General features: G+C 72.0%; 18 protein-coding genes. 9 read left to right on the top strand and 9 right to left on the bottom strand.

Annotated features, from left to right (window positions below; translation table 11 throughout):
• Positions 1 to 13: 13 nt before the first annotated feature.
• A complete protein-coding gene (locus AC3CF1_RS04415) occupies positions 14 to 796 on the top strand; it encodes a hypothetical protein (RefSeq protein WP_488449594.1) in 783 nt (260 codons plus the stop codon).
• A gap of 51 nt (positions 797 to 847) precedes the next feature.
• On the opposite strand, the gene AC3CF1_RS04420 is transcribed toward AC3CF1_RS04415, so the two are convergent.
• The 6 genes from AC3CF1_RS04420 to AC3CF1_RS04445 are packed head-to-tail and all read right to left on the bottom strand — an operon-like array spanning position 848 to position 6,872.
• Positions 848 to 1,825, bottom strand: coding sequence for a DUF6807 domain-containing protein (locus tag AC3CF1_RS04420; RefSeq protein ID WP_488449595.1), 978 nt, complete (start codon positions 1,823 to 1,825; stop codon positions 848 to 850).
• Positions 1,822 to 2,472 carry a hypothetical protein gene (locus tag AC3CF1_RS04425; protein ID WP_088948422.1) on the bottom strand — a complete coding sequence of 217 codons (651 nt, stop codon included), beginning with the start codon at positions 2,470 to 2,472 and terminating at the stop codon, positions 1,822 to 1,824. Before AC3CF1_RS04425 ends, AC3CF1_RS04420 begins: the two co-directional genes overlap by 4 nt.
• Positions 2,456 to 3,355, bottom strand: coding sequence for a carbohydrate ABC transporter permease (locus AC3CF1_RS04430; RefSeq protein WP_354983973.1), 900 nt, complete (start codon positions 3,353 to 3,355; stop codon positions 2,456 to 2,458). Before AC3CF1_RS04430 ends, AC3CF1_RS04425 begins: the two co-directional genes overlap by 17 nt.
• Positions 3,355 to 4,338 carry a carbohydrate ABC transporter permease gene (locus AC3CF1_RS04435; protein WP_141909619.1) on the bottom strand — a complete coding sequence of 328 codons (984 nt, stop codon included), beginning with the start codon at positions 4,336 to 4,338 and terminating at the stop codon, positions 3,355 to 3,357. The genes AC3CF1_RS04430 and AC3CF1_RS04435 overlap by 1 nt, the downstream gene beginning before the upstream one ends.
• Before the next feature lie 31 nt (positions 4,339 to 4,369).
• Entirely contained in the window at positions 4,370 to 5,722 is a 1,353-nt protein-coding gene (locus AC3CF1_RS04440; RefSeq protein WP_488449596.1) for an ABC transporter substrate-binding protein, read from the bottom strand.
• A gap of 19 nt (positions 5,723 to 5,741) precedes the next feature.
• Positions 5,742 to 6,872 (bottom strand): LacI family DNA-binding transcriptional regulator, encoded by a 1,131-nt coding sequence (locus tag AC3CF1_RS04445; protein WP_210928673.1) that lies wholly within the window; start codon positions 6,870 to 6,872, stop codon positions 5,742 to 5,744.
• A gap of 237 nt (positions 6,873 to 7,109) precedes the next feature.
• Here AC3CF1_RS04445 and AC3CF1_RS04450 point away from each other — a divergent pair, with 237 nt between their 5' ends.
• The 8 genes from AC3CF1_RS04450 to AC3CF1_RS04485 all read left to right on the top strand — a co-directional run bounded on the left by AC3CF1_RS04450 (position 7,110) and on the right by AC3CF1_RS04485 (position 17,838).
• Entirely contained in the window at positions 7,110 to 8,438 is a 1,329-nt protein-coding gene (locus AC3CF1_RS04450; RefSeq protein WP_488449597.1) for a Gfo/Idh/MocA family protein, read from the top strand.
• 24 nt (positions 8,439 to 8,462) lie between these two features.
• Positions 8,463 to 9,896, top strand: a complete 1,434-nt coding sequence (gene uxaC / locus AC3CF1_RS04455) for a glucuronate isomerase (RefSeq protein WP_328374400.1) — start codon at positions 8,463 to 8,465, stop codon at positions 9,894 to 9,896.
• The gene (locus AC3CF1_RS04460) at positions 9,893 to 11,197 is read left to right on the top strand and encodes an enolase C-terminal domain-like protein (RefSeq protein ID WP_210789694.1); all 1,305 of its coding nucleotides are present in this window, start codon (positions 9,893 to 9,895) and stop codon (positions 11,195 to 11,197) included. Before uxaC ends, AC3CF1_RS04460 begins: the two co-directional genes overlap by 4 nt.
• A complete protein-coding gene (locus AC3CF1_RS04465; protein WP_488449598.1) occupies positions 11,188 to 12,681 on the top strand; it encodes a mannitol dehydrogenase family protein in 1,494 nt (497 codons plus the stop codon). The genes AC3CF1_RS04460 and AC3CF1_RS04465 overlap by 10 nt, the downstream gene beginning before the upstream one ends.
• A complete protein-coding gene (locus AC3CF1_RS04470; protein WP_488449599.1) occupies positions 12,671 to 13,882 on the top strand; it encodes a Gfo/Idh/MocA family protein in 1,212 nt (403 codons plus the stop codon). The genes AC3CF1_RS04465 and AC3CF1_RS04470 overlap by 11 nt, the downstream gene beginning before the upstream one ends.
• A gap of 112 nt (positions 13,883 to 13,994) precedes the next feature.
• Positions 13,995 to 15,350 carry a pectate lyase family protein gene (locus AC3CF1_RS04475; RefSeq protein WP_488449600.1) on the top strand — a complete coding sequence of 452 codons (1,356 nt, stop codon included), beginning with the start codon at positions 13,995 to 13,997 and terminating at the stop codon, positions 15,348 to 15,350.
• Positions 15,351 to 15,433: 83 nt separating this feature from the next.
• On the top strand, positions 15,434 to 16,159 hold the full coding sequence (locus tag AC3CF1_RS04480) for an HD domain-containing protein (protein WP_210789702.1): 726 nt from the start codon (positions 15,434 to 15,436) through the stop codon (positions 16,157 to 16,159).
• A gap of 185 nt (positions 16,160 to 16,344) precedes the next feature.
• Complete coding sequence (locus AC3CF1_RS04485; protein ID WP_488449601.1) at positions 16,345 to 17,838, top strand: FAD-binding oxidoreductase; 1,494 nt, start codon at positions 16,345 to 16,347, stop codon at positions 17,836 to 17,838.
• Positions 17,839 to 18,130: 292 nt separating this feature from the next.
• Here the strand turns inward: AC3CF1_RS04485 and AC3CF1_RS04490 are convergent, their stop codons facing one another.
• The 3 genes from AC3CF1_RS04490 to AC3CF1_RS04500 all read right to left on the bottom strand — a co-directional run bounded on the left by AC3CF1_RS04490 (position 18,131) and on the right by AC3CF1_RS04500 (position 22,518).
• Entirely contained in the window at positions 18,131 to 18,895 is a 765-nt protein-coding gene (locus tag AC3CF1_RS04490) for an AfsR/SARP family transcriptional regulator (RefSeq protein ID WP_327644336.1), read from the bottom strand.
• A 136-nt stretch (positions 18,896 to 19,031) separates the two neighbouring features.
• Positions 19,032 to 20,159: a hypothetical protein gene (locus tag AC3CF1_RS04495; protein WP_088948433.1), complete on the bottom strand. Its 1,128-nt coding sequence runs from the start codon at positions 20,157 to 20,159 to the stop codon at positions 19,032 to 19,034.
• A 13-nt stretch (positions 20,160 to 20,172) separates the two neighbouring features.
• Complete coding sequence (locus tag AC3CF1_RS04500; RefSeq protein ID WP_488449602.1) at positions 20,173 to 22,518, bottom strand: hypothetical protein; 2,346 nt, start codon at positions 22,516 to 22,518, stop codon at positions 20,173 to 20,175.
• Positions 22,519 to 22,521 lie beyond the last annotated feature (3 nt).

The raw sequence follows: 22,521 nt of genomic DNA on the forward strand, positions 1-22,521 counted from the left end.
AGAGGAGGCCGCCGTGGGTGACCTGCGCAAGCCGTTCCTGCTGCTGGCCATGCTCGCCATCGTCCTGGCGATCGGCGTGGAGCTGGGCGCCGGGCTGCTGCTCGGCGGCGCCGACGCCGGCGCGGCCCTCGCGGACAGCGCCGGAGCGTTGGACGTCGAACTCGACGACGTGTCCGGGGTCAGCGAGCCGTCCGGTCGGGGCACCGGCTATCTCGCGTTGATCGACGCGGTGGCGGTCTGGAGCACCGGGCTGTTCTGCCTGGCGCTGCTTCTGCCCGAACGCGTCCAGGGCCGGGTGCAGGGCGTCGCCGGCCTGATCTTCTCGATCATCCTGATCATCGTCGGGCTGGTCGCGCTGGTCATCGCGTTCGTCGAGCTGACGATCATGGTGTCGCTGTTCCTGGCCGCTCCGTTCGGCACACTGGCGTACCTGGCCCTGTGGGGGTTCTTCCCGGTCGGCGAGGCGTCGGTGCTGCTCGGGCTGGTGCTGCTGCTCAAGCTCGTCTGGGCCGGGCTGCTGGTGGCAGCCCAGCCGCGATTCCTGCAGAACATGGGTCTCGTCCTGCTGATCCTCACCACACTGCTGTGCACTGTCGTGCTGGAGTTCCTGCACAACCTGGTGCCGGTGATCCTGGTCAGCATCGTCGACGACGTGGCGGCACTGGTCTTCGCGATCATCGCGATCATCTGGGGGCTGGTGCTGCTGATCGGCTCGATCCCGGCGATCGTCAAGGCCATCCGGGTCACCGCCGCCCTGCCAGCCCGCGCCGCCACCGCCCGCCCCTCGCCCCGTTGATCATGAAGTTGTTGCCCTGACACGCCGGGCGGAGTGGCAACAACTTCATGGTCAACGCGCGGTGTTGGCGAGGGCCGCGGCCTGGGCGCGGTTGAGGAGGCCGTCGGCGACCACCACCGCGTGCCGGCCTCGACGGTCGGTGCCGGCCGCGACGGTGACCGGCTCGTCGAACGCGAACGCCACCCCCACACCCGGGTACATGGCGGTCCGCGTGAACCACCGGTCGCCGTCGCCGAGACCGGTGAAGACCAGGGTGTACGCCCCACCGTCCGGCCCGGTGCCGAACAGCGCGACCCAGGGCTCGGCGGAGCCGTTGACCGCCTCCTCCCCCGTCGCCGTGGCGCTGAACACCGACGCCGGGGCGGCCGAGACCGCCCGCCAGAAGAACCCGCCGTATCCGGCCCCGCCGGGGCGGCCGTTGGTGGCCGGGCTACCCAGTCGCACGTCCTGCCACGCCGGGGCACTCAGCGTGTAGTCCACCTCCAGCCGCCAAGCCGACACACCGTCGCTCGGGCCACCGGTGCTCGGCCCGTCGCCGCTCGGGTCAGCGCCGCTCGGCCCCTCGCTGGTCAGCGGGATGGCACCGGTCAGCGCTACCGCGGTGAGCTGGCGGTGTTCGGTGAGCAGCACCGCGCCGTGCGGGTCGCGCCACTCCAGCCGGTGGGCCAGCCGGTCGGCGGCCCGCTCCGACCAGCGGACGTGCGCGATCCGCCCGTGGTCGTCGCGCCAGGTGTAGCCGACGTCGCGCATGTAGGTGCGTCCACCCCAGAGGTTGGTGCCGTTGACGTCCTGCACGGCCAGGGAGGCCCCGAGGTGCCACACGTGGTCGGCGGGCAGCGCGTCGGTGACCACCGTGCCGCCCAGGGTGCGTACCGGGTGCAGGTACGGCCGGGGCCCGTGCCGCGCGTCCAACGCCGGGTCGAGCACGTACCGGGCCACCTCCGTCCCACCGACCAGCAGCCCGATCTGCTCGTCGGTCGTGGTGGCGTCGGCGGGCCCGGTGGCCCGGGCCGGACGATCGGCGGTCATGGCAGCTCCGGGTGGGCGGGAACCGGTGCGGCGCCCGTCGCGAACCGCTGGCGGCCGGCGACGGCGTGCAGGGCGGCCACTGTGTAACCGGCGAGGATCGGCACCGCGACCGGGGTGACCAGCACCGCGAGCAACCCGGCCAACGCGGTGACGCCGGTGAGCGCGGCCCAGCGGGTGGGCGCGTCGAGGCAGGCGCGGGCGGCGGACCGGGCCGCCGCCCGCCACCGCCCGCCCCCGTTGCCGCCCACCTCGACCACGACCAACCCGGCGTACCCGGCCAGGCCGGCCGCGACCAGTGCCGTCACCAGCAGCGCCACCGGGCCGCCCGGCACCCGACCGGTGGCCAGTGCCGCCAGGTCGGCGGCGAGGAGCCCGGCCACGGTGAGCGCGAGCAGACTGACCGGCGCGCCGGGCAGCACCGAGCGCCCGAACCGACGCACTGTCGTCCGCGCCGACGGCCAACTGCCGGTACGCGTCCAGTCGTGCACCGCCGCGCTGGCCGTGCCGACCGCCGCCGCGGCGGTGACCAGTGGAACCGCCGCCAGCACCAGCAGGATGCCGAGCAGCGCCAGGTCGGCGGCGTCGCGGGCGACGTCGCGCCAGTCCCGCCGCTCGCCGGCCTCCTCGGGTTCAGCCCTTGATGCCACTGGTGTTGATCCCCTCGACGAGCATTCGCTGGAACGCGACGAAGAACAGGAAGACCGGCAGCAGCGACAGCACCGACATGGCGAACATCGGCCCCACCGCGCTCTGGCTGGTCGAGTCGATGAACAGCGTCAACGCGACCGGCACCGTGTAGTCCTCCAGTTGGGACAGGAAGACCAACTGCCGGAAGAAGTCGTTCCAGGTCCAGATGAACGAGAAGATCGCCGTGGTGACCAGCGCCGGGCGGCTCAGCGGCAGGATGATGTGCCGGAAGATGCCGTACGGGCCGGCGCCGTCGATCCGGGCCGCCTCGTCCAACTCGCGCGGGACACCGCGCATGAACTGCACCATCAGGAAGACGAAGAACGCCTCGGTGGCCAGGAACTGCGGGATGAGCAGTGGCAGGTAGGGCCAGTCGCCGCCGACCAGTCCCAACGTCCGGAACAGGATGTACTGCGGCACGATCAGGACGTGCTGCGGCAGCAGCAGCGTGCCGATCATCACGGCGAACCACATGCCGCGCAGTCGGAACCGCAGCCGCGCGAAGGCGTACGCGGCCAGCAGGCAGGAGAGCCCGTTGCCGACCACGGTGAGCAGGCTGACCATCACGCTGTTGAGGAAGAACCGGCCGAAGCTGACGTCGAAGTTGGACCACCCGGCGGTGTAGTTGCCCGGGGTGAACCGCTCGGGCAGCAGCCCGAGGTTGTTGACGATCTCCTCCTGGGACTTCACCGAGGTCCCGATCATCCAGAACAGCGGGTAGAGCACCACGGCGACGATCGCCACCAGGATGAGCAGCCGCAGCACCGGCCGGCCGCCAGGCTTTCGGCGCGCGTTCGGCGGCGTTGTGGTCGGCGCCGCGCTCGTCGGGGTCACCGTCACCATCACCGGTCCTCGCCGTCGGAGTAGTGCACCCAGAACCGTCCGGTGCTGAAGAAGATCGCGGTGATCACCGCGATGGCGAGCAGGAACACCCAGGCCATCGCCGAGGCGTAGCCCATGTCGAGCTCGGTGAAGCCGGTGATGTAGAGGTTGAGCGTGTACATCAGGGTGGAGTCGACCGGGCCGCCGGTGCCGTTGCTGAGCACGAACGCCGCGGTGAAGCCCTGGAAGCCGTTGATGGTCTCCAGCACCAGGTTGAAGAAGATCACCGGGGAGAGCATCGGCAGGGTGACGTTGCGGAACTGGCGGAACCGGCCGGCGCCGTCGACGGAGGCAGCCTCGTACAGCTCGGTGGGCACCTGCTTGAGCCCGGCCAGGAAGATCACCATCGGTGCGCCGAACTGCCAGATGGCCAGCACCATCAACGTCTCAAGGGCCCAGTCCGGGTCGTTGACCCACGGCTTGCCCTGGATGCCGAAGAGGCTCAGCAGCGAGTTGAACGCGCCGTCGCGGTTGAACATGTTGACCCAGACGATGGCCAACGCGACGCTGCCGCCGAGCAGCGACGGCAGGTAGAACAGCCCGCGGAACAGGCCCACGCCGCGCCAGGCGCGGTTGAGCAGCAGCGCCACACCGAGCGCCGCGGCCAGCTTCAGCGGCACGGCGATCAGCGCGAAGGTCAGTGTCACCCGCACCGCGTGCCAGTACGACGGGTCGGCGGTGAACATCCGTTCGTAGTTGGCCAGCCCCACCCACTGGACCTCGGAGAAGGGGGTGAGGATGTCGTAGTTGGTGAAGCTCAGGTACAGCGACAGCAGCATGGGGACCGCCGTGACACCCATCAAGCCGATGAGCCACGGCGACAGGAAGACGTACCCCGCCAGACCTTCGCTGTGCCGGAAGCGCCCGGGCCCACGCCTTGCGGTGTGGGCCCGAACGGATCCGGGGCCGCGTCGGGTCGGGTCGGGCGCCGTGGTCAACGCCACGAACAGCTCCTCTCCTAGCCTGGTGAGGCGGTCAGGCGATGGCGGACTTGCACGCCTCGATGAACTGGGCGGCGGCCTCGGCGGGGGTGGCCCGGCCGTACTGTGCGTTCTCGGCGGCCTTGATCAGCTCGGACTTGACCTTGCTGTGCCCCTTGATCGGCACCTGCGGCGACTTGCCGAACTTCTGGGTCAGCTCCGCCTCCACGGCGATCGACTGCTTCATCGCCGGGTCGGTGGTGTCGTCGCTGACCACCCGGCGCAGGTCCAGGTTGGACGGCAGGCCGCGGTCGGTGCCGAGCAGCTTGACCGCCTCCTGGTCGTTGTTCAGGAAGTTGATCACGTCGACCGCGACGTCCTTGTTCTTGCTGCCCTTGAACACCGACCAGTACATCGAGGCCCGGGCCCACTGCGCGCTGGGGTCACCGGGGTAGGCGATCACGCCCAGCTCGTCCTTGGTGTTCTTCTTCAGGTCCGGCATCTGGTTGGCCCACACCCAGGAGGTGGCCGACTTGCCGGTGACCACCAACTGCTTGGTGACATCGCTGGAGTTGCCCTCGTGGATGACGTCGGCGCTCGGCGTGGCCTTGCGGTCCCGGGCGCCCTTCCACAGGTCGAACCACCTGGTCACGTCCTCGGCGGTGAAGCCCAGCTCGGAGCCCTTGTAGAGGTCCTTGCCCTGCTGCCGGAGCCAGACCCAGAACGCCTTGTAGTCGGCGCTCGGGTCCTGCGTGCCGGGCACCTTGGTCTTGGCGGTGACCTGCTCGGCCCAGGCGATGTGCTCCTCCCACGACATTCCGGTGGTGGGCTCGGGCAGGTTGTTCCTGGTCAGCAGCGTCTTGTTGTAGACCAGGCCCTGGGTGTTCTCCCCGGCGGCCAGACCGGCGAGCTTGCCGTCGACCACGCCGTACTGCCAGAGGCTCTCGGGGAACTTGGAGGTGTCCAGCTTTCCGGACTTCTGGTACGAGGTCAGGTCGAGCGTGGTGTTGCGGGACGCGTACTCGGCCAGGTAGTTGTCGTCGATCTGGAACAGGTCCGGCGGGTTGCCGCCGGCGGTGAGTGTGGCCAGCTTGTCGAAGTAGCCCTGGTTGGCCTGCCAGGTCTTCTCGAACGTCACGTTCGGGTGCTTCCTGGTGTAGAGCGCGAGGGCGTCCTCGGTCAGCTTGGCCCGGGCGTCGCCGCCCCACCAGAAGATGGAGAGCTTGACCGGGGCGTTCGGGTCGGCCGCGCCGCCGCCGTCGTCGTCTCCGCAGGCGGCGGCTCCGAACATCAGCGGCGCGGCGACAGTCACGGCGAGCAGGCCGCGCAGCAGGCGCCGCCGAGGCAGCGCGGTACGGTGATTGCGCCCGGCAGGCGCGTTAGTGGTGGGGGGCGTTGCGGGGTGCATGTGCGCTCACTCCTCGGCATTAGGAGGCGACGGCGTCACCGGTGGCCGCGGTCGGGATGCCCGGGCCCGCAGGGCAATGCGGGTCCGGGCCAGGCGGCGCGGCCAGGGGACGTGCCGGCCGGGCGTACGGGCCCGGGCCGGTCGAGTCGCGGATGACCAGGTCGGTCTGGAGCATTACCTGTGCGGTGGTACGACGGACGCCGAGCGCCGTGCCGGCACCGAGCCCCCGCGCGCCGCGCGGTGATTCGGTGTCCTGTTGCAGCAGCATGTCGACGGCCGTCCGGCCGGCGGCCCCGGTGGGTGTGGCCACCGTCGTCAGTTTGGGGCGGGTGAGCCGGCTCAGGGCGATGTCGTCGACCCCGACGACGCTCACCTCCTGCGGCACCCGCACCCCGAGCGCGTCCAGCCCCTCGATGAGGCCGATCGCCATCAGGTCGTTGTAGGCGAGCACGGCCGACACACCGCTGCGCCGCACCTGCTCGGCGATGGCGGAGCCGCCGGTCTCGGTGGGCGCGTTCGGGCCGAGCACTGTCAGCTCCGCACCACCCGCCCGGGCGGCCGTGCCGGCGGCGCGGCGCATCTCCCGGTTGGTCCACGAGCTGCGCGGGCCACCGAGCAACGCGATGCTGCGGTGCCCCAGGCCGATCAGGTGCTCGATCGCCGCCCGGGCACCCTGGCCGACGTCCATCAGCACGCAGGGCAGACCGGTCACCTGTCGGTTGACGACCACCAGCGGCACCTCACGGCTGAGCTGTTCGATCAGGCTGTTGCTCATCCGAGGACTGCACAGCAGCACCCCGTCCACCTGCTTGGCAAGCGCGTGGACCAGCTCCTCCTCGACGGTCGGATCCTCGTTGGTGTCGGCCACGAAGACGTGGTAGTCGCGGTGCCGGGCCTGGCTCTCCGCCGCCTTGATCAGTGGCGGGAAGAACGGGTTCGCGATGTCCGCGATGATCAGCCCGATGTTGTGCGTACGCCCGGTGATCAGCGCCCGGGCGGCCCGGTTGGGCCGGTAGCCCAGATCCTCCGCGCAGGCCAGCACCCGGACCCGGGTCTCCGGGTTGACCAGGTGCGGAGCGGAGAAGGTGCGGGACACGGTGGAGATGTGCACACCGGACGCCCGAGCGACGTCCCGGATGGTGACTGGCACGGCGGCCCCTTCGTCCGATGTGGTGGTGGTCACGTGGGTGTGGCCATTAATGCAAACGGTTGCGCCAGTGTCAACGGTGGATGGTTACGGCTTTGTTGCACCCACACTCCCCTTGGTGACTTGCTGCCCCGCAAACACGGATATTTGCCGCCGATTGCGTCACCCTCGTTGACGCAATCGGATCGATCGTGATTACTTCACTGCAAACGTTTGCAGGATCACCGGGGAGGCGACCGCATGTCACCGAGAGTCGACGGCCGGGTCCGGTACGCCGTCGTGGGCACCGGCGCCCGGGCGGAGATGTTCGTCCGCGCCCTGGTGCTCGACCACGCCGACACCACCGAGCTGGTCGCGTTCGCCGACGTCAACCAGGCCCGGATGGACGCGCACAACCGCTGGCTGGCCGAGCTGAGCCACCGCCCGGTGCCCACGTACCCGGCCGGTGACTTCGCGGCCATGCTGGACTCCGAGCGCGTCGACGTCGTCCTGGTCACCAGCGTGGACGTCACCCACGACGAGTACGTGGTGACCGCGCTGCGCGCCGGGCGGGAGGTCGTCACCGAGAAGCCGATGACCGTGGACGCGCCGCGCTGCCGGCGCATCCTGGACGCGGTCACCGAGACCGGCGGTCGGGTGACTGTCGCGTTCAACTACCGCTACAACCCGCTGCACGAACAGGTCCGCCGGCTGCTCGCCGAGGGCGCGGTCGGCGAGATCGGCTCGGTGCACTTCGAGTGGCTGCTCGACGTACGCCACGGCGCCGACTACTTCCGCCGCTGGCACCGCGACAAGGCCACCTCCGGCGGGCTGATGGTGCACAAGGCCAGCCACCACTTCGACCTGGTCAACTGGTGGCTGGCCGCCACCCCCGTCGAGGTGTATGCGGCCGGCCGGCTGTTCTTCTACGGCGAGGACGGCCGCCGGCACGGCTACGCCCGCGACTACGACCGGGCACACGGCTCCCCCGCCGCCGTCGACGACCCGTTCGCGCTGCGACTCGACGCCCACCCCCGGCTGCGTGAGCTGTACCTCGACGCCGAGGCCGAGGACGGCTACCAGCGCGACCGCAACGTCTTCGCCCCCGGAGTCAGCATCGAGGACGACATGGCGGTGCTCGCCCGCTACTCCACCGGCGCCACGATGACCTACCACCTCACCGCCTACGCGCCCTGGGAGGGTTACCGGGTGATGGTCAACGGCAGCCGGGGCCGGCTGGAGCTGGAGGTCACCGAGAACGACTTCGTCGACCGGGGCACCGCCGGTGCCGTGAAGGGCGCCGCCCTGCACGGCACCGAGGCGCCGGCCGAGGGCGGTGGTGCGACCCTCACCCTGCGCCCGTTCTGGCAACCGCCCCGACAGATCCCCGTCGAGGGTCGCAGCCGGCACGGCCACGGTGGCGCGGACGCCCGGATGACCGCTGTGCTCTTCGGGGGTCAACCCGACCCCCTGGAGCGCGCCGCGACCGCCGACGACGGCGCGTTGGCCCTGCTCACCGGCCTGGCGGCCAACCGGTCCTTCGAGACCGGTCAGCCGGTCCGGGTCGCCGACCTGCTCACCCCCCGCTGACCTGGAGACGAGGAGCCCTTCCCCGTGCCGACGTTCGACCACAACGACCTGCTCCTGCCGCCCGAACCGGGCCAGCGCGCGCTGGCCCGGGAGCTGTACGCCCTCGCAGCGGAGCAGCCCATCATCTCGCCGCACGGGCACGTCGACCCGGCCCTGCTGGCCGAGGACCGACCCTTCCCGGACCCGGCGCAGCTGCTCATCGTGCCCGACCACTACCTGACCCGGATGCTGCTCAGTCAGGGCGTACCCCCGTCGGACCTGGGTGTGCCCACCCGGGACGGCAGCCCGGTGGAGACCGACGGGCGGGTGATCTGGCGACGCTTCGCCGCGCACTGGCACCTGTTCCGGGGCACCCCCTCGCGGCTCTGGCTGGAGCAGACCTTCCGCACCGTGTTCGGGGTGCACACCCCGCTCGGCCCGGCCACCGCCGACACCCTCTACGACGAGATCGCGGCCCGGCTCGCCGAACCGGACTTCCGGCCCCGGGCGCTGTTCGAGCGGTTCAACATCGAGGTGCTCGCCACCACCGAGTCGCCGCTGGACGACCTCGGCCAGCACGCCAAGCTCGCCGCCGACGGCTGGGGCGGGCCGGGCGGCCGGGTCGTCACCACCTTCCGCCCGGACGACGTGGTGGACATGGAGTTCGACGGGTGGTCGACCAACGTGGAACGGCTCGGTGAGCGGGCCGGCGAGGACACCGGCACGTACGCCGGTTACCTGGCCGCGCTGCGCGCCCGGCGCGCCGCGTTCATCGCCGCCGGCGCGACGTCCTCCGACCACGGCCATCCCACCGCGCGGACGCTGGACCTGACGCCGGCCGAGGCCGAGCGGCTGTACGACCGGGGCCGGCGCGGCGAGGCCGACGCCGCCGACGCCGAGGCGTTCCGGGCGCACATGCTTGTGGAGTTCGCCCGGATGTCACTCGACGACGGCCTGGTCATGCAGCTGCACCCCGGCGCGGTGCGCAACCACAACCGTTGGCTGCACGCCCGGCACGGCCGCGACGTCGGCGGCGACATCCCGCAGGCCACCGAGTACGTACACGCGCTCGCCCCGCTGCTGGAGCGCTACGGCAACGACCCGCGGCTGCGGGTGGTGCTCTACACCCTCGACGAGGACACCTTCACCCGGGAGCTGGCGCCCCTCGCGGGCGGGTATGCCGCGCTGCTGCTCGGCGCGCCCTGGTGGTTCCTGGACTCCCCCGAGGTGCTGCGCCGGTTCCGGGAGACGGTCACCGAAACCGCGGGCTTCTACAACACCACCGGGTTCGTCGACGACACCCGGGCGTTCTGCTCCATCCCGGTACGCCACGACGTCGCACGTCGGGTCGACGCCGGCTTCCTGGCCCGGCTGGTCGCCGAGCACCGGCTGCCGATGGACGAGGCCGCCGAGACCATCGTCGACCTGGCGTACCGGCTGCCCAAGCGGGTCTTCAACTTCGGAAAGGCCGACCAGTGACGGTGACCATCACCTCCGTCGAGGTGCACGACGTGCGGTTCCCGACCGCCGCTCGGGGCGACGGCTCCGACGCGATCAACCGGGGCGACTACTCGGCGACGTACGTGGAGCTGGGCACCGACGCCGGCCCGACAGGCGCGGGGTTCACCTTCACCAACGGCCGGGGCAACGAGATCACCTGCGCGGCGGTCCGCGCGCTCGCCCACCACGTGCGGGGGCGCACGATCGAGGAGATCACGGCCGAGCCGGTCGCGTTCTGGCGCTCGCTCAGCGCCGACGTGCAGCTGCGCTGGCTGGGCCCGGAGAAGGGCGTCATCCACATGGCGACCGGGGCGCTGGTCAACGCGGTGTGGGACCTGCGGGCCACGTTGGCCGGCAAGCCGATGTGGCGGTTCCTCGCCGAGCTGCCCACCGACGAGCTCGTGGCCAGCGTCGACTTCCGGCACATCACCGACGCGATCACCCCGGACGAGGCGGCGGCCATCCTCGACAAGGGATTAATCGGAGGGGATGGCCGGCTCGCGGAACTCAAGCAGAGTGGTTTCGCTTCGTATACCACTTCGGTCGGCTGGCTCGGCTACCCCGACGACAAGGTGCGGGCGCTGACCCGGCAGGCGTACCAGGACGGCTGGCGGGCGATGAAGATGAAGGTCGGCGGCCCGCTCGCCGACGACCTGCGGCGGGCCCGGATCATCCGGGAGGAGATCGGCCCGGACGCGCTGCTGATGATGGACGCCAACCAGGTCTGGGACGTCGACGAGGCGATCACCGCGATGGCCACGCTGGCCGAGGTCGACCCGTACTGGATCGAGGAGCCCACCCACGCCGACGACATCCTCGGCCATGCCCGGATCGCCCGGGCGGTGACCGAGCTGACCGGCGGCCGGTGCCGGGTGGCCACCGGTGAGGTGGCCGCCAACCGGGTGATCTTCAAGCAGTTGTTGCAGGCCGACGCGATCGGCGTGATGCAGATCGACGCCTGCCGGGTCGGCGGCGTCAACGAGGTCCTCGCCGAGCTGCTGCTGGCGGCGAAGTTCGGGGTGCCGGTCTGCCCGCACGCCGGCGGTGTGGGCCTCTGCGAGTACGTCCAGCACCTGGCGATCTTCGACTACCTGCGGGTGGGCACCGGCCTGGACGGTCGGATGGTCGAGTACGTCGACCACCTGCACGAGCACTTCGTCGATCCGGTCCGGACCCGCGGTGGCCGCTACCTGCTGCCCGAGCGACCGGGATACAGCGCCACCATGAAGCCGGCCTCGATCGCCGAGTTCCGCTTCCCGGACGGCCCGGCATGGCGGTGACCGTCGGCGCCTCCCGGCTCGGCCTGGGCATGCTGCGCCACCTGCCCGCCGAGGCCCGCCCCCTGATCCGGCCGGGCACCGTGCCGACAGGCATCGTGCACCTGGGCCTGGGGGCGTTCCACCGGGCACACCAGGCCGTCTTCACCGAGGCGGCGGTCGGCGCGGCCGGCGGCGACTGGGGCATCATGGCCGTCGCCCCCCGCAGCACCGCGATGGTCGAGGCGATCGCCGCCCAGGACAACCTGTTCAGCGTCAGCACCCTCTCCGCCGCAGGCAGCGCCACCCGGGTGGTGGGCGCCCTGAGCGGCGTACGGCACGCTCCCCGCGACCCGGACGCCGTGGTGGCGTTGCTCGCCGACCCGGCGGTACGCGTGGTGACCCTGACCGTCACCGAGAAGGCGTACCAACTCGACCCGGTGACCGGCGAGCTGTCCCCGGACCCGGCGCTCGCCGCGGACCTGGCCGGCGGCCGACCACCGACCACGGTGCCGGGGCTGCTGCTGCGCGGGCTGGCCGCGCGGGCCGCCGCGGACGCCGGGCCGGTGGCACTGGTGAGCTGCGACAACCTCCCGGCCAACGGCCGGCGACTGCGCGGAATGCTCGACCAGGCGGTCGGGCGTGCCGACGGGTTGCCCGCCGGGCTGGTCGAGTGGGTGGCCGCGAACGTCACCTGCCCGGGGACGATGGTTGACCGGATCGTGCCGGCCAGCACCCCGGAGACGATCGAGGCGGCACGCCGGGTGCTTGGCGTGACCGACCTGGCCGCGGTCGCCGCCGAACCGTACGCGCAGTGGGTGATCGAGGACGACTTCCCCGGCGGACGGCCCGGCTGGGAGCACGCCGGGGCGGTGCTCACCGACGACGCCGGCCCGTGGGAGCGGCTGAAGCTGCGCACCCTCAACGGCGTGCACTCGGCCATCGCGTACCTGGGTGCGCTGGCCGGTCGGGAGACCATCGCCGAGGCGCTGGAGATCCCGCACCTGGCCGACGTGCTGCGCCGGCTGATCGCCGAGGACGTCGCGGCCAGCTTCACGCCGCCGGACGGGGTCCGGGTGGTCGACTACGGCGAGCAGGTCCTCGCCCGGTTCGGCAACCCGGCAATCCACCACCGCACCCTCCAGGTCGCGTTGGACGGCTCGCAGAAGCTGCCGCAACGCGTCCTGCACACCATCGCCGACCTGCGCGCGGCCGGCCGGTCCGCGCGCTGGGGCGCGCTGGTCGTGGCGTCCTGGTTGCGCTTCGCGCTGGGGTACGCCGACGACGGGCACCCGTTGCCGTTCCAGGACCCCCTCGCCGGGCCGATCCGCGCCGCGCTGGACGCCGGTGCGCAGAGCCCGGCGGGTGCCGTCGACGCGCTCTTCGCGCTGCGCGAGGTCATCCCGGTCGAGGTAGCCGAGGACGACGAGGTCCGCGCCGACGTGATCGCCTGGTTGACCGCGCTGGAACGACACGGCGTCGAGGCCACACTGGCCGGTGCCCGGTGAACGGGCCGACACCGGCCGGTCGGTGGTGAGCGCTGTGACGCCGCCCCGGGTGGCGGTGATCGGGGCGAACGGGCACGGTCGGTGGCACCGGCGGGTGATCGCCCCGCTGCACGCCGCCGGCCGGTTGCGGCTGGTCGCCCTGGTCGACGTCCGACCGGTGGAGGACGACCCGGCGGCGCCGGTGCCGCCCGGGGTCGAGGTGTTCACCGACCACCGGGCGATGCTCGCCGCCACCCGGCCGGAGGTGGTGGTGATCTGCACGCCGCCGCACACCCACCTGGCGATCGCCCGGGACGCCCTGGCCACCGGCGCGGACCTGCTGTTGGAGAAACCGCCGGTGTTGTCGCTGGCCGAGCACGAGGAGCTGACCTGGGCGCTGACCGCCGCCGGCCGGGTGGCGCAGGTCGGCTTCCAGGCGCTCGGCTCGGCGGCCCTGACCGCGCTGACCGACGCGCTGGCGGCGGGCCGGCTGGGCACGGTCACCGGCATCTCCACCGTCGCCGCGTGGCAACGGCCGGACGCCTACTACGCCCGCTCCTCGTGGGCCGGTCGGCGAAGCCTCGACGGCCGGCCGGTGCTGGACGGCGCGCTGGCCAATCCGCTCGCGCACGCGGTGATGCAGTGCCTGGCGGTCGCCGAGGCGCTCGGTGGGGCGACGCCCTGGCCGGTGGCGATCGAGGTGGAACGCTACCGGGTCCGCCCGATCGAGGTGGAGGACACCGCCGTGCTGCGGGTCCTGTTCCGCGCCGGTCCGCCGGTGCTGGTGGCGGTGACCCTGGCCGCCGAGGAGTTCGTGGCGGGTGAGGTGGTGGTGACCGGCACGGCGGGTCAGGCGGTGCTGGAGTACCCGACGGACCGCTTGCGGCTGCCCGGGGACGTGGTGACCCGCCGCGTCCCGGGGCGGGTGGGGTTGCTGGAGAACCTGCTGGCGCACCGGGACGACCCGGCGGCGGTGCCGCTTATCGCGCCGCTGGCCCGCACCGCGCCGTTCACCGCGCTGCTGGACGCGCTGCGGGTCGCCCCCGAGCCCCGGCTGCTCGACGGCGACCTGGTGACCGTCGTCGGTGAGGGCGGGGACCGGGTACGCCACCTGCGGGGCGTGGTCGACGTGCTGCGTCGGGCGGCCGAGCGGGGGGCGCTTCCGAGCGAACTGGCGGTGCCGTGGGCGGCGGCGGCGTACCGCGCCGAGTTGACCGGATAGGGGGCCCACGGCAACCGGAGTGCAGACATCGCCCGCACGCGGGGCGGTCACATCGGACACATCCCCGAATATCCGACTGCCCACCACCACCACCAGCGAATGGGAAGAGTCGATGCGCAGAATCCTCACCGGCGTTACGGTGATCGCCCTCCTGCTCGGTCCCAGCCCGGCCGCCGCCGCTGCGCGCCCCGACACCCCGGCCACCGACGGGCTCTCCTGGCTGGCCGGCCATCTCGGACGGCAGACCCTGCCCGAGCGGGACGGCTGGGCGGCCGAGGGCACCGGCACCACCGGCGGTTCGACGGCCGCTCCCGACCGGACCCGGGTGGTGCACAGCCGGGCCGAGCTGGTCGCCGCCCTGGGCGGTGACAACGCCAGCAACGCCACCGACGCCACGCCGAAGCTCATCTACGTCGACGGCGCCATCGACGGTTTCGAAGGGCCGGAGGGCACCGCGCTGAGCTGCGCCGACCTGGCCGACCCGGCGTACCGGTTGGACGCCTACCTGGCCGCGTACGACCCGGCGGTGTGGGGACGGGTGCCCCCGAGCGGGCCACTGGAAGAGGCCCGGGTGCGTTCGGTGACCAACCAGACCCGGCAGACCCAGATCAACGTCGGCCCGAACACGACGATCGTCGGGCTGCGCGGCGCCCGCCTGACCGGGCTCACCCTCATGATCGACCGGGCGTCGAACGTCATCGTCCGCAACCTGACCCTCGTCGACGCCCGGGACTGCTTCCCCGCCTGGTCACCGACCGACGGCGAGGCCGGCAACTGGAACAGCCAGTACGACCAGATCTCGGTACGCCGCAGCGAGAACGTCTGGGTCGACCACAACACCTTCACCGACGGCGACAACCCGGACAGCGCCCAACCCGTCTACTTCGGACGGCCCTACCAGGTGCACGACGGGTCACTGGACGTCACGCACACCGCCAGCCTCGTCACCGCCTCGTGGAACCGCTTCACCGGGCGGGACAAGCTGCTGCTGATCGGCTCGTCCAACACTGTCGGCCCGGACGTGGGCCGGTTGAAGGTCACTCTGCACCACAACCTCTTCGACGGCGTCCTGCAACGGCTGCCCCGGGTGCGCTTCGGTCAGGTCGACATCTACAACAACCACTACCGGCTCGGCGGGGACGACTTCCAGTACGCGCTGGGCGTCGGTGTCCAGTCGGCGATCTACGCGCAGAACAACTTCTTCACACTGGACGCGCCGGTCGACCCGGCCGACCTGCTCTACGACTGGGGCGGCACCGCGCTGACCGAGCGGGGTTCCTGGGTGCGCCAGAGCGGCAGCCCGGCCCGGCCGGTCGACCTGCTGGCGGCGTACAACGCGACCCATGACCCGGACCTGGCCGCCGACGCGGGCTGGACGCCCACCCTGCGCCGCGACCCCGTCCTGCCGGCACCACTGGTCCCCCTCCTGGTGGGCCCCCTCGCCGGTGCCGACCGGCTGCCGATCTGACGGGCTCGGCGCGCCCGCAACTCGCGGTCGGGTCGGCGACGTAGGGGCCCATCGATGTGGTGAAGATCGGCTATAAGTGACGCATGGACTTCCCGCCGCACCTGGGCAGCATGCCGATGCACGCGATCACCGAGATCCACGGCGAACCGGGCCTGCTGGAACGCTTCCGGTTGGAGGTCCAGCAGTTCGACGACGACGACCGGGAGCGGCTGAACGCCGCGCTGGACCTCGCCGCCGAGTTGCACCGCGACGACCGGCGGGTCCGCGAGCCGTACCTGAATCACCTGCTGCGGGTGGCGATCCGGTTGATGCACCACTACCAGGTGCGCGACGTGGAGGTGATCGTCGCCGGCCTGCTGCACGACGCGGTGGAGGACCACCCGGCCGAGCTGGCCGGCGGTGAGCCGGGAGCCGACCCGACCGCTGCGGCGCTGGTCGCGCTCGCCGCGCGGTTCGGGCCGCGGGTGGCCACCCTGGTCGCCGCCGTCACCAACCCGGGGTACGACCCGGAGCGGGACCGCAACGCGCAGTACCGGGAGCACCTGGCGGTCAGCCTGGACCGGGAGCCCTGGGCCCGGGTGATCAAGGTGTCGGACTTCACCGACAACGGCGTGGGGGTGATCCACACGGTCGGGCCGAAGGTCGTCTCGTCGGCCCGGAAGTACCGGCCGCTGGTGCCGCTCTTCCGGGACCTTATCGGCCGGCCGGACACCCCGTTGTCGCCGGCGGTGAAGCGGCACATCTTCGGCCAGCTCGACCTTGCCGAGGAGCGGTTCAGCGCCATCCTCGACCAGCCCGCCCCGAACTGACGGCCCGCTCCCGAGCTGACCGCCGCCTCTGAGCTGACGGTTGCCGCATCACCCGACCGGGTTCCGCGACAAGTTCTCGGATCTTCGGCGAACCTCTCGCATTACGGTGAGTTTGCACCAGATGAGAGGCATCAGCCCTCTTGGTCCCGATTTCTGGTGTGACCCCGATCGAGAGGATTCGGACCATGCGCGACCTTTCTCGTCGTGATCTGCTCAAGGCGACGGCCGTCGGCGCCGGAGCGGTCGCTCTTCCAAGCGTGATCGCCGGCAGCTCGGCGATCGCGGCCGACGGTCCCGGGTCGTCTCCCGGCGCCACGTACCCGCCGGCGGAACTGACCGGGCGCATCGTCCGCCCCCAGAACCCGAACTACGCGGAGGCCAGCCTCGGCTGGGACGAGCTGTTCGTGCGCTACCCCCTGGTCATCGTGTTCGCCCAGGAGACCCACGACGTGGTCAACGCCCTCACCTGGGCGCGGCAACACGACGTCGCACTGCGGGTACGCAGCGGTCGCCACAGCCTCGAAGGCTGGTCGAACGTCGACAACGGCATCGTGATCGACGTCAGCGAGCTGAAGGACGTCCACATCGACGCCGCCGCTCGCGTGGCGAAGCTCGGCGCGGGGCTCAACCAGTCGGAGGCGATCACCGCACTCGGGGAGTACGACTTCGCGGCGACGACCGGAACGGAGGGGACCGTCGGCCTGTCCGGCGCGACCCTCGGCGGTGGCTTCGGGTTCCTCACCCGCTATCTCGGCATGGCCTGCGACAACCTGATCGGCGCGGAGATCGTCGTCGCGGCCGGCGCCAACGGCGCGAAGGTGCTCGAGGTGGACCCGTGGAATTACCCGGACCTGCTCTGGGCCCTGCGCGGCGCCGGAAACGGCAACTTCGGGATCGTCACGTCGCTGACCTACAAGGTGGCCCCGCTGAAGAGCGTCGCCTACCTTCAGGCGACCTGGCCGGGCCTCGACAACCTGCACGAGGTCTTCGAAAACTGGCAGCGCACCGCGCCCTTCAGCGACCCCCGCCTCGGCACCCAGGTCGAGGTGCACCCGAACGAGATCCTGCTGTTCGCGGTGCTCGCCGAGGGATCGGAGGCCGAGACGAGGAAACTGCTGGAGCCCATCCTCTCGATCGGCGACCCCGAGGTCACAGTCCAGATCGGCGGCTGGAGCGAGACCTACTCCGGCTTCCAGATCCCGAGCGACGAAGAGCCGGCGAAGTGGAAGTTCTTCTCGCAGTTCACCAGGGAGCCCTTCCCGGCGAAGGCGATCAGTATCGTCCGCGAGTTCATGGAGAACTCCCCGTCGCCGGACAGCAACTTCTTCACCCAGGCCTTCGGGTCCGGAGCCCAACGACAGGAACCCTTCGGCGGCGCGGCCTTCCCGCACCGCGACGCGCTCTTCTACTCCGAGCCCGGCGCGGGCTGGGGCACCCGCGGCGAGCCCGACAGCGATGACGCCATCACCCCGATCGCCCAGACCTGGATCGCCGAGTTCAGCCAGGCGCTGCGGCCCTACGTGGACGGCGCCTACGTCAACGTGCCGAACATCGGCATGGCGGAGTGGGAGGAGGCCTACTGGGGCCGCAACTTCCCACGGCTGCGCAAGATCAAGGCAAAGTACGACCCGCACAACGTCTTCCAGTACGAGCAGAGCATCCCGCCCGCGACGCACTGACCAACCTGACCGGTCAGACCAGCCGGACTGGTAAGACCAGCCGGACTGGCCTGACCAGCGACGCGCGAGGCACACCACCCGCTCGGCTGGATCTCCTCCCACCCCACCCACCCCAGCCGCCCCCTTTGCTCTGCACCCATGGACGCACCACTTACAGACCGTGAGCGTCGCCTCCGTGGGTGCAGAGCAAAGGACGGATGTCCGGGGCGCCGGGAGGCCGGCGTGGGCGGAGTCTGGGCTGGTGGGACGCCGGCATGGGCCCTGCGGCCGGCCGGTCACGGAAAGGGGACGGTCACCCTGGGTGCAGGCCGGCGCGAACAAGACGCTCGAGCCACGGGGTCGGTGCGACCCCCAACTCGCGGCCCAGGTCGGCGCGGAACAGCTCGAACCGCCGTACCGCCTCGTTGATGTTGCGCTCCGCCAGGTGCACCGCGATCAGCGTGCGGGTGGCGCTCTCCCGCAGCGGTTCCAACTGCACAGCGGTCAACGCCACCTGCACCGCCTCGCTGTACCGGCCCTGCGAGGTGAGCCGCTCGGCGAGCGCCTCCAACGCGTACAGCTGGGTCTGGCGCAACCGTTCCCGCTCGGTCAGCACCCAGTCGTCGTACCAGCCGGGCAGCAGCTCACCGGTCGCCAGCGCCGGCACACCGGGGCCGACGTCGACAGGTGACCCGCCGGCCAGCAGGGCGGTGGCCGCCGCACCCAGGGTGGCCACGTCGCTGGTCACCCCGGCGGCCAGGGCCAGCCGGTCGTCCTCGTCCACCAGGGGGTCGGGAGTCACCCGGTGCAGCCGCCAGAGCATCGTGCGCAGGTTGGCCCGGGCCCGGTCCTCGTGCGAGCCGGGCCAGAGCGTGCCGGCGGCCTCCGAGCGGGCACACCGCTGGCGTACGCCGAGGTAGGCCAGCAGCCGGCGGGCGCCCTGCGGCACCGTCACCACCCGCCCGTCGCGTTCCAACCCGAACCCACCGAGCAGCCGCAACGCGTACCGGGGAGGCCGCCCCGCCTCGATCTCGGGTGCCGCGGTGCGAAGGTCGTGCGTAACCTCGTGAACAGCCATTCCTGCGCCTCTCGCACCCGATCGCCCCGTGGGACTTCACGGTCGGGTGTGGACGATCGCCGCGCCAGCGCAGTGTCGTCACACCGACCCGGCGAGCGGCGTGGATCAACCGTTCGCCGGATCCGGCACCGACCGTTCAGCGCAGCTTGCTCAGCGTCCGGGCGTACCCGGTCCACTCCGCGGCGTCGCCGACGTTCGCGCGCACCTGTGCCTCCTTCATGATGGCGAGCACCTGCTCGGTCGGAGCCTCGGCCAACTTGCCGAGCGTGCTGATCCCGGCGCGGGCCAGCGCCGCCCGGGCCTTGGTCGGCACCCCGCTGAGCATGGCGATGTCGGCGTCGCCGACGTTCTCCAACTCACCCTCGATGCCGAGCGCGGCGGCGACCGCCGACTGGGCGCCAACGGTGGTCCGGACGATCACCGCCTCCCGCTCGCTCACCTCGCCGAGCATCGCGTCCACGCTCGGGTAGCTGGTGTCCGCCGGCAGCACCTTGAGCACGTCGCGGATCAGCCGACCGTCGGCCACCTCCTCCTCGCCGAACGCGCGGATGAACTCCGACAACTTCACCTCACGCGGGAAGCGCTGCCGGACGTCACCGTTCTCGGCGGCGTACCGCTGCAGGTAGGCCGCGCCCCGGACCTTCGGCCCGACGACCACGTCGACGCCGAGGGTCTCCACGGCGGGCAGCACGATGGTGCCGGCCTTGGTCTGCCAGATGCTGACCTTCTTGTCCATGAACATCGTGGTGCCCATGTACTTGCCGAAGTCCAGCGCGCCGATGTAGTTGGGGATCTGCTCGATCGCGTACGGGCCCGGGCTGACCTTGTTCTCGTGCACCGTCGAGTGCAGCCGGTTGATCTCCGCGCGGATCTCGTCGAGCAGCCGCCGCAGGCTGACCCGCATCGCCGCCATGCAGGAAAACGCCTTGGCCAGGTCGGTGCCCAGATGGTCCAGGTCGTGTTCGATGCGGTGGAACCGCTCGTTGAAGCCCTGCTCCCCCGGGGTCTGCCCGGCCTGCACCACGTCCTCGCCGTCGACCCAGTCGCTGTGGGCGAAGGTGCGCGCGAACGGCGGCGGCGCGCAGCCCGGCTCCACGGCGGGGAACGACTCGGCGTAGCTGAACACCCGCTTCGCGGTGCCCACGTTCTCGTAGATCCAGGATGAGACCAGCACACTGGCGTCCGAGGCCGGAATGCCGTGCTTGGTGAACGCCTCGTACAGCTCGGTGACGGTCACCCCGTCGTAATTGATCTCGCTCGCCATTGTGGTGTCCCTCTCAGAGCTGGTCGTACACGCCGCGGTGCCGGCGCTGCTGGAAGGTGCGGAAGGTCCGGGCCACCGTCGGGCGCAGCGGCTCGGCGGTGCCGTCGGCGTCGAGGTCGACGTGGTCGCGGCGGATGCCGAACGTGTTGATCTCCACGCCGAGCGGGCAGACCCGGGTCAGCGCGTTCATCAGGCGCTCGTACTGCGCCAGGGTCAACGTCACCCCGTCGGGCAGCTCCACCCGGAACTCGTACGGGTCGGTTCGGCCGGTCCGCACGTAGGAGAGCGCCACCACGGCGACCAACCCGGCGTGGGTGGGCCGCAGCGCGGTCCGCGCGCCGACCGCCTTGATCTCCGCGGTGCCGCCGCCGAGCCCCACGGTGTACCAGCGGAACCCGGTGGCCCGGCGCTCGGCCAGGTTCAGCCCGGCCTGCGGCAGCCCGATCACGCTGCACACCAGCAGGATCCGGTTGCCCGTCTCGACCAGCGGCAGCGCGGCGGCGAGGTGCTGCTCGCGCAGCAGCCCGACCAGGCGGGCCAGCCGGTCGCCGGCAGCCGGCTGGCCGGCGATCAGCGCGCTGGCCAGCGCGGCCGGCAGCTCGATGGTCTCCACCAGCTCGTCGGGGAGGCGGTTCAGCGCGGCGACCACCGGGGCCGGGTCCCGTACCGCGGGAAGACCCGCGGCGGCCAGCACCTGGTCCACCGGCTGCCCGGCCGGCCGGATCGGCACCGCCGCCCACCGGGTCCGGGCCGCCGCGTCGGTCAGCGGCGTCCACGCCGGCTCCCCCGCGCCGGTCCAGGCCGACGCGGCGGCGACCAGACCGGCGAGGAGCAGCGCGTTGCCGCCCGGGTCGCCCGGCGCGTGGAACTGCGCCTCGACCGGCGTGTCGGCCCCGACCGCGGCGCTCAGCGGCGCGGTCACCGCCAGCCCTCGGGTGGGCAGGTGCGACAGATACATCCTGGTGGTGCTGACCCGGTGCGTCGTCGGCAACCCGCACACCCGCCACAACCAGGCCAGCTCCCCGTCGGCTGCCACAGTGGGCACGCCCTGCGCACGGGCGGCGGCGATCAGCGCCTCGGCGGTCCGGTCGGCGGTGACCGCCCGACCGGTGTCCAGCACCCGGTTGCGCAGGTCGGTGGCCTGCGCGGGGGTCGGCCAGCTCACGTCGACGCCGAGGCCCAGCTCGTAGCGGCTGCCACCGGCGTCGTCCTGGGCCCGGGTCACCTGCCAGACGATGGACGAGCCGAGCGCCCGGCAGACCCGACCGGCCCGGTCCAGGGCGGCGGCCAGCGGCGGTGCGACGCCGTGCGCGCTGTCGAAGGCGTACGACTGGCGCAGGCTGGCCCGCAGCGCGGTGACCTCGGCCAGCCGACTGGCCGGCAACGCCCGGCCGGCGTGCACTGTGTTGTTCGGCGGGGTGTTCGCGGGCAGCACCAGCCGGTCGCGGCGCAGTTGCGCGAGGAAGTTCGTGCGGTGCTGCGGATCGCCGGCGGCCACCAGGCGGATCGCCACCGCGAACCGGTCGTCGTCCTCGCGCACTGTGAACCGCGCGCCGCCGGGCAGGTCGGCGAAGAGCCCGGTGTTCGGGTCGGTGTCCGTGCCGGGCCCGTTGAGCAGCCGGCGCACCGCACCAGGGGTGGGCAGCAGGAACCGCCGGTAGAGACCGAGCCGATGGGCGTACGCGGCGTCCGGCTCGCGGGCCGGCGGGGCCAGCCGGCGGGCGTACACCTCACCGGAGGCCGGCTCGTGCACCAGCTCGTCGACGAAGCGGGCCACCCCGACGTCCGCGCCGATCCGGTCCAGCGCGTCGCGCCGGGCGTGCGCGAGGGTCCGGTACGCGTGCACCTCCCGGGCCGCGCGGCGCAGCCGGTGCTTCTCGTACGACATCAGGTAGAGCAGCCGGCCCAGGTTGCCCTCCAGCACGGCCAGCTCGACCAGCCCGGTGAGCGCGGCACCGGTGACCGCCGTGGTGGCGGCGCCGTCGATGGCCCGCTCGGCCGTCACGGCGACGGGGAACGACGCGACCAACGGCTCGTCGGCGGTGTCCGGGGCGTACGCCGGCACCGACGCCCCGGCGGCCGACCAGGGCGCGAAGACCACCGGCGGCAGCACCCGCTGGCCCGCGCCGCCCTGGTCCACAGTGACGGTCACCCGTACGGTCTCCTCGGCCAGGTCGCGGCGCAGCACGACGGTGAGCAGCGGGTGGCGGCTGGTCCAGTCCACGACGGCGGCGCCGGTGCCGGCCAGTGGCACCACGACCCGCCGGACGGTGCCCGGGTACGGGCCTTCCAGCTGGTCGACGAGGTTACGTTCGACGGACGGGTCGGCGCCGTCCACGGGTACCCGGATGTCGGTCATCGG

The sequence above is a fragment of the Micromonospora sp. MGP-C2 genome (assembly GCF_057766525.1).

What these genes read in the sequence shown, in the direction of transcription:
- AC3CF1_RS04420 (WP_488449595.1), bottom strand. Translation starts at nt 1,825, where the DNA reads ATGACCGCCGATCGTCCGGCCCGGGCCACCGGGCCCGCCGACGCCACC.
- AC3CF1_RS04430 (WP_354983973.1), bottom strand. Translation starts at nt 3,355, where the DNA reads ATGGTGACGGTGACCCCGACGAGCGCGGCGCCGACCACAACGCCGCCG.
- AC3CF1_RS04440 (WP_488449596.1), bottom strand. Translation starts at nt 5,722, where the DNA reads ATGCACCCCGCAACGCCCCCCACCACTAACGCGCCTGCCGGGCGCAAT.
- AC3CF1_RS04450 (WP_488449597.1), top strand. Translation starts at nt 7,110, where the DNA reads ATGTCACCGAGAGTCGACGGCCGGGTCCGGTACGCCGTCGTGGGCACC.
- AC3CF1_RS04465 (WP_488449598.1), top strand. Translation starts at nt 11,188, where the DNA reads ATGGCGGTGACCGTCGGCGCCTCCCGGCTCGGCCTGGGCATGCTGCGC.
- AC3CF1_RS04475 (WP_488449600.1), top strand. Translation starts at nt 13,995, where the DNA reads ATGCGCAGAATCCTCACCGGCGTTACGGTGATCGCCCTCCTGCTCGGT.
- AC3CF1_RS04480 (WP_210789702.1), top strand. Translation starts at nt 15,434, where the DNA reads ATGGACTTCCCGCCGCACCTGGGCAGCATGCCGATGCACGCGATCACC.
- AC3CF1_RS04485 (WP_488449601.1), top strand. Translation starts at nt 16,345, where the DNA reads ATGCGCGACCTTTCTCGTCGTGATCTGCTCAAGGCGACGGCCGTCGGC.
- AC3CF1_RS04490 (WP_327644336.1), bottom strand. Translation starts at nt 18,895, where the DNA reads ATGGCTGTTCACGAGGTTACGCACGACCTTCGCACCGCGGCACCCGAG.
- AC3CF1_RS04495 (WP_088948433.1), bottom strand. Translation starts at nt 20,159, where the DNA reads ATGGCGAGCGAGATCAATTACGACGGGGTGACCGTCACCGAGCTGTAC.
- AC3CF1_RS04500 (WP_488449602.1), bottom strand. Translation starts at nt 22,518, where the DNA reads ATGACCGACATCCGGGTACCCGTGGACGGCGCCGACCCGTCCGTCGAA.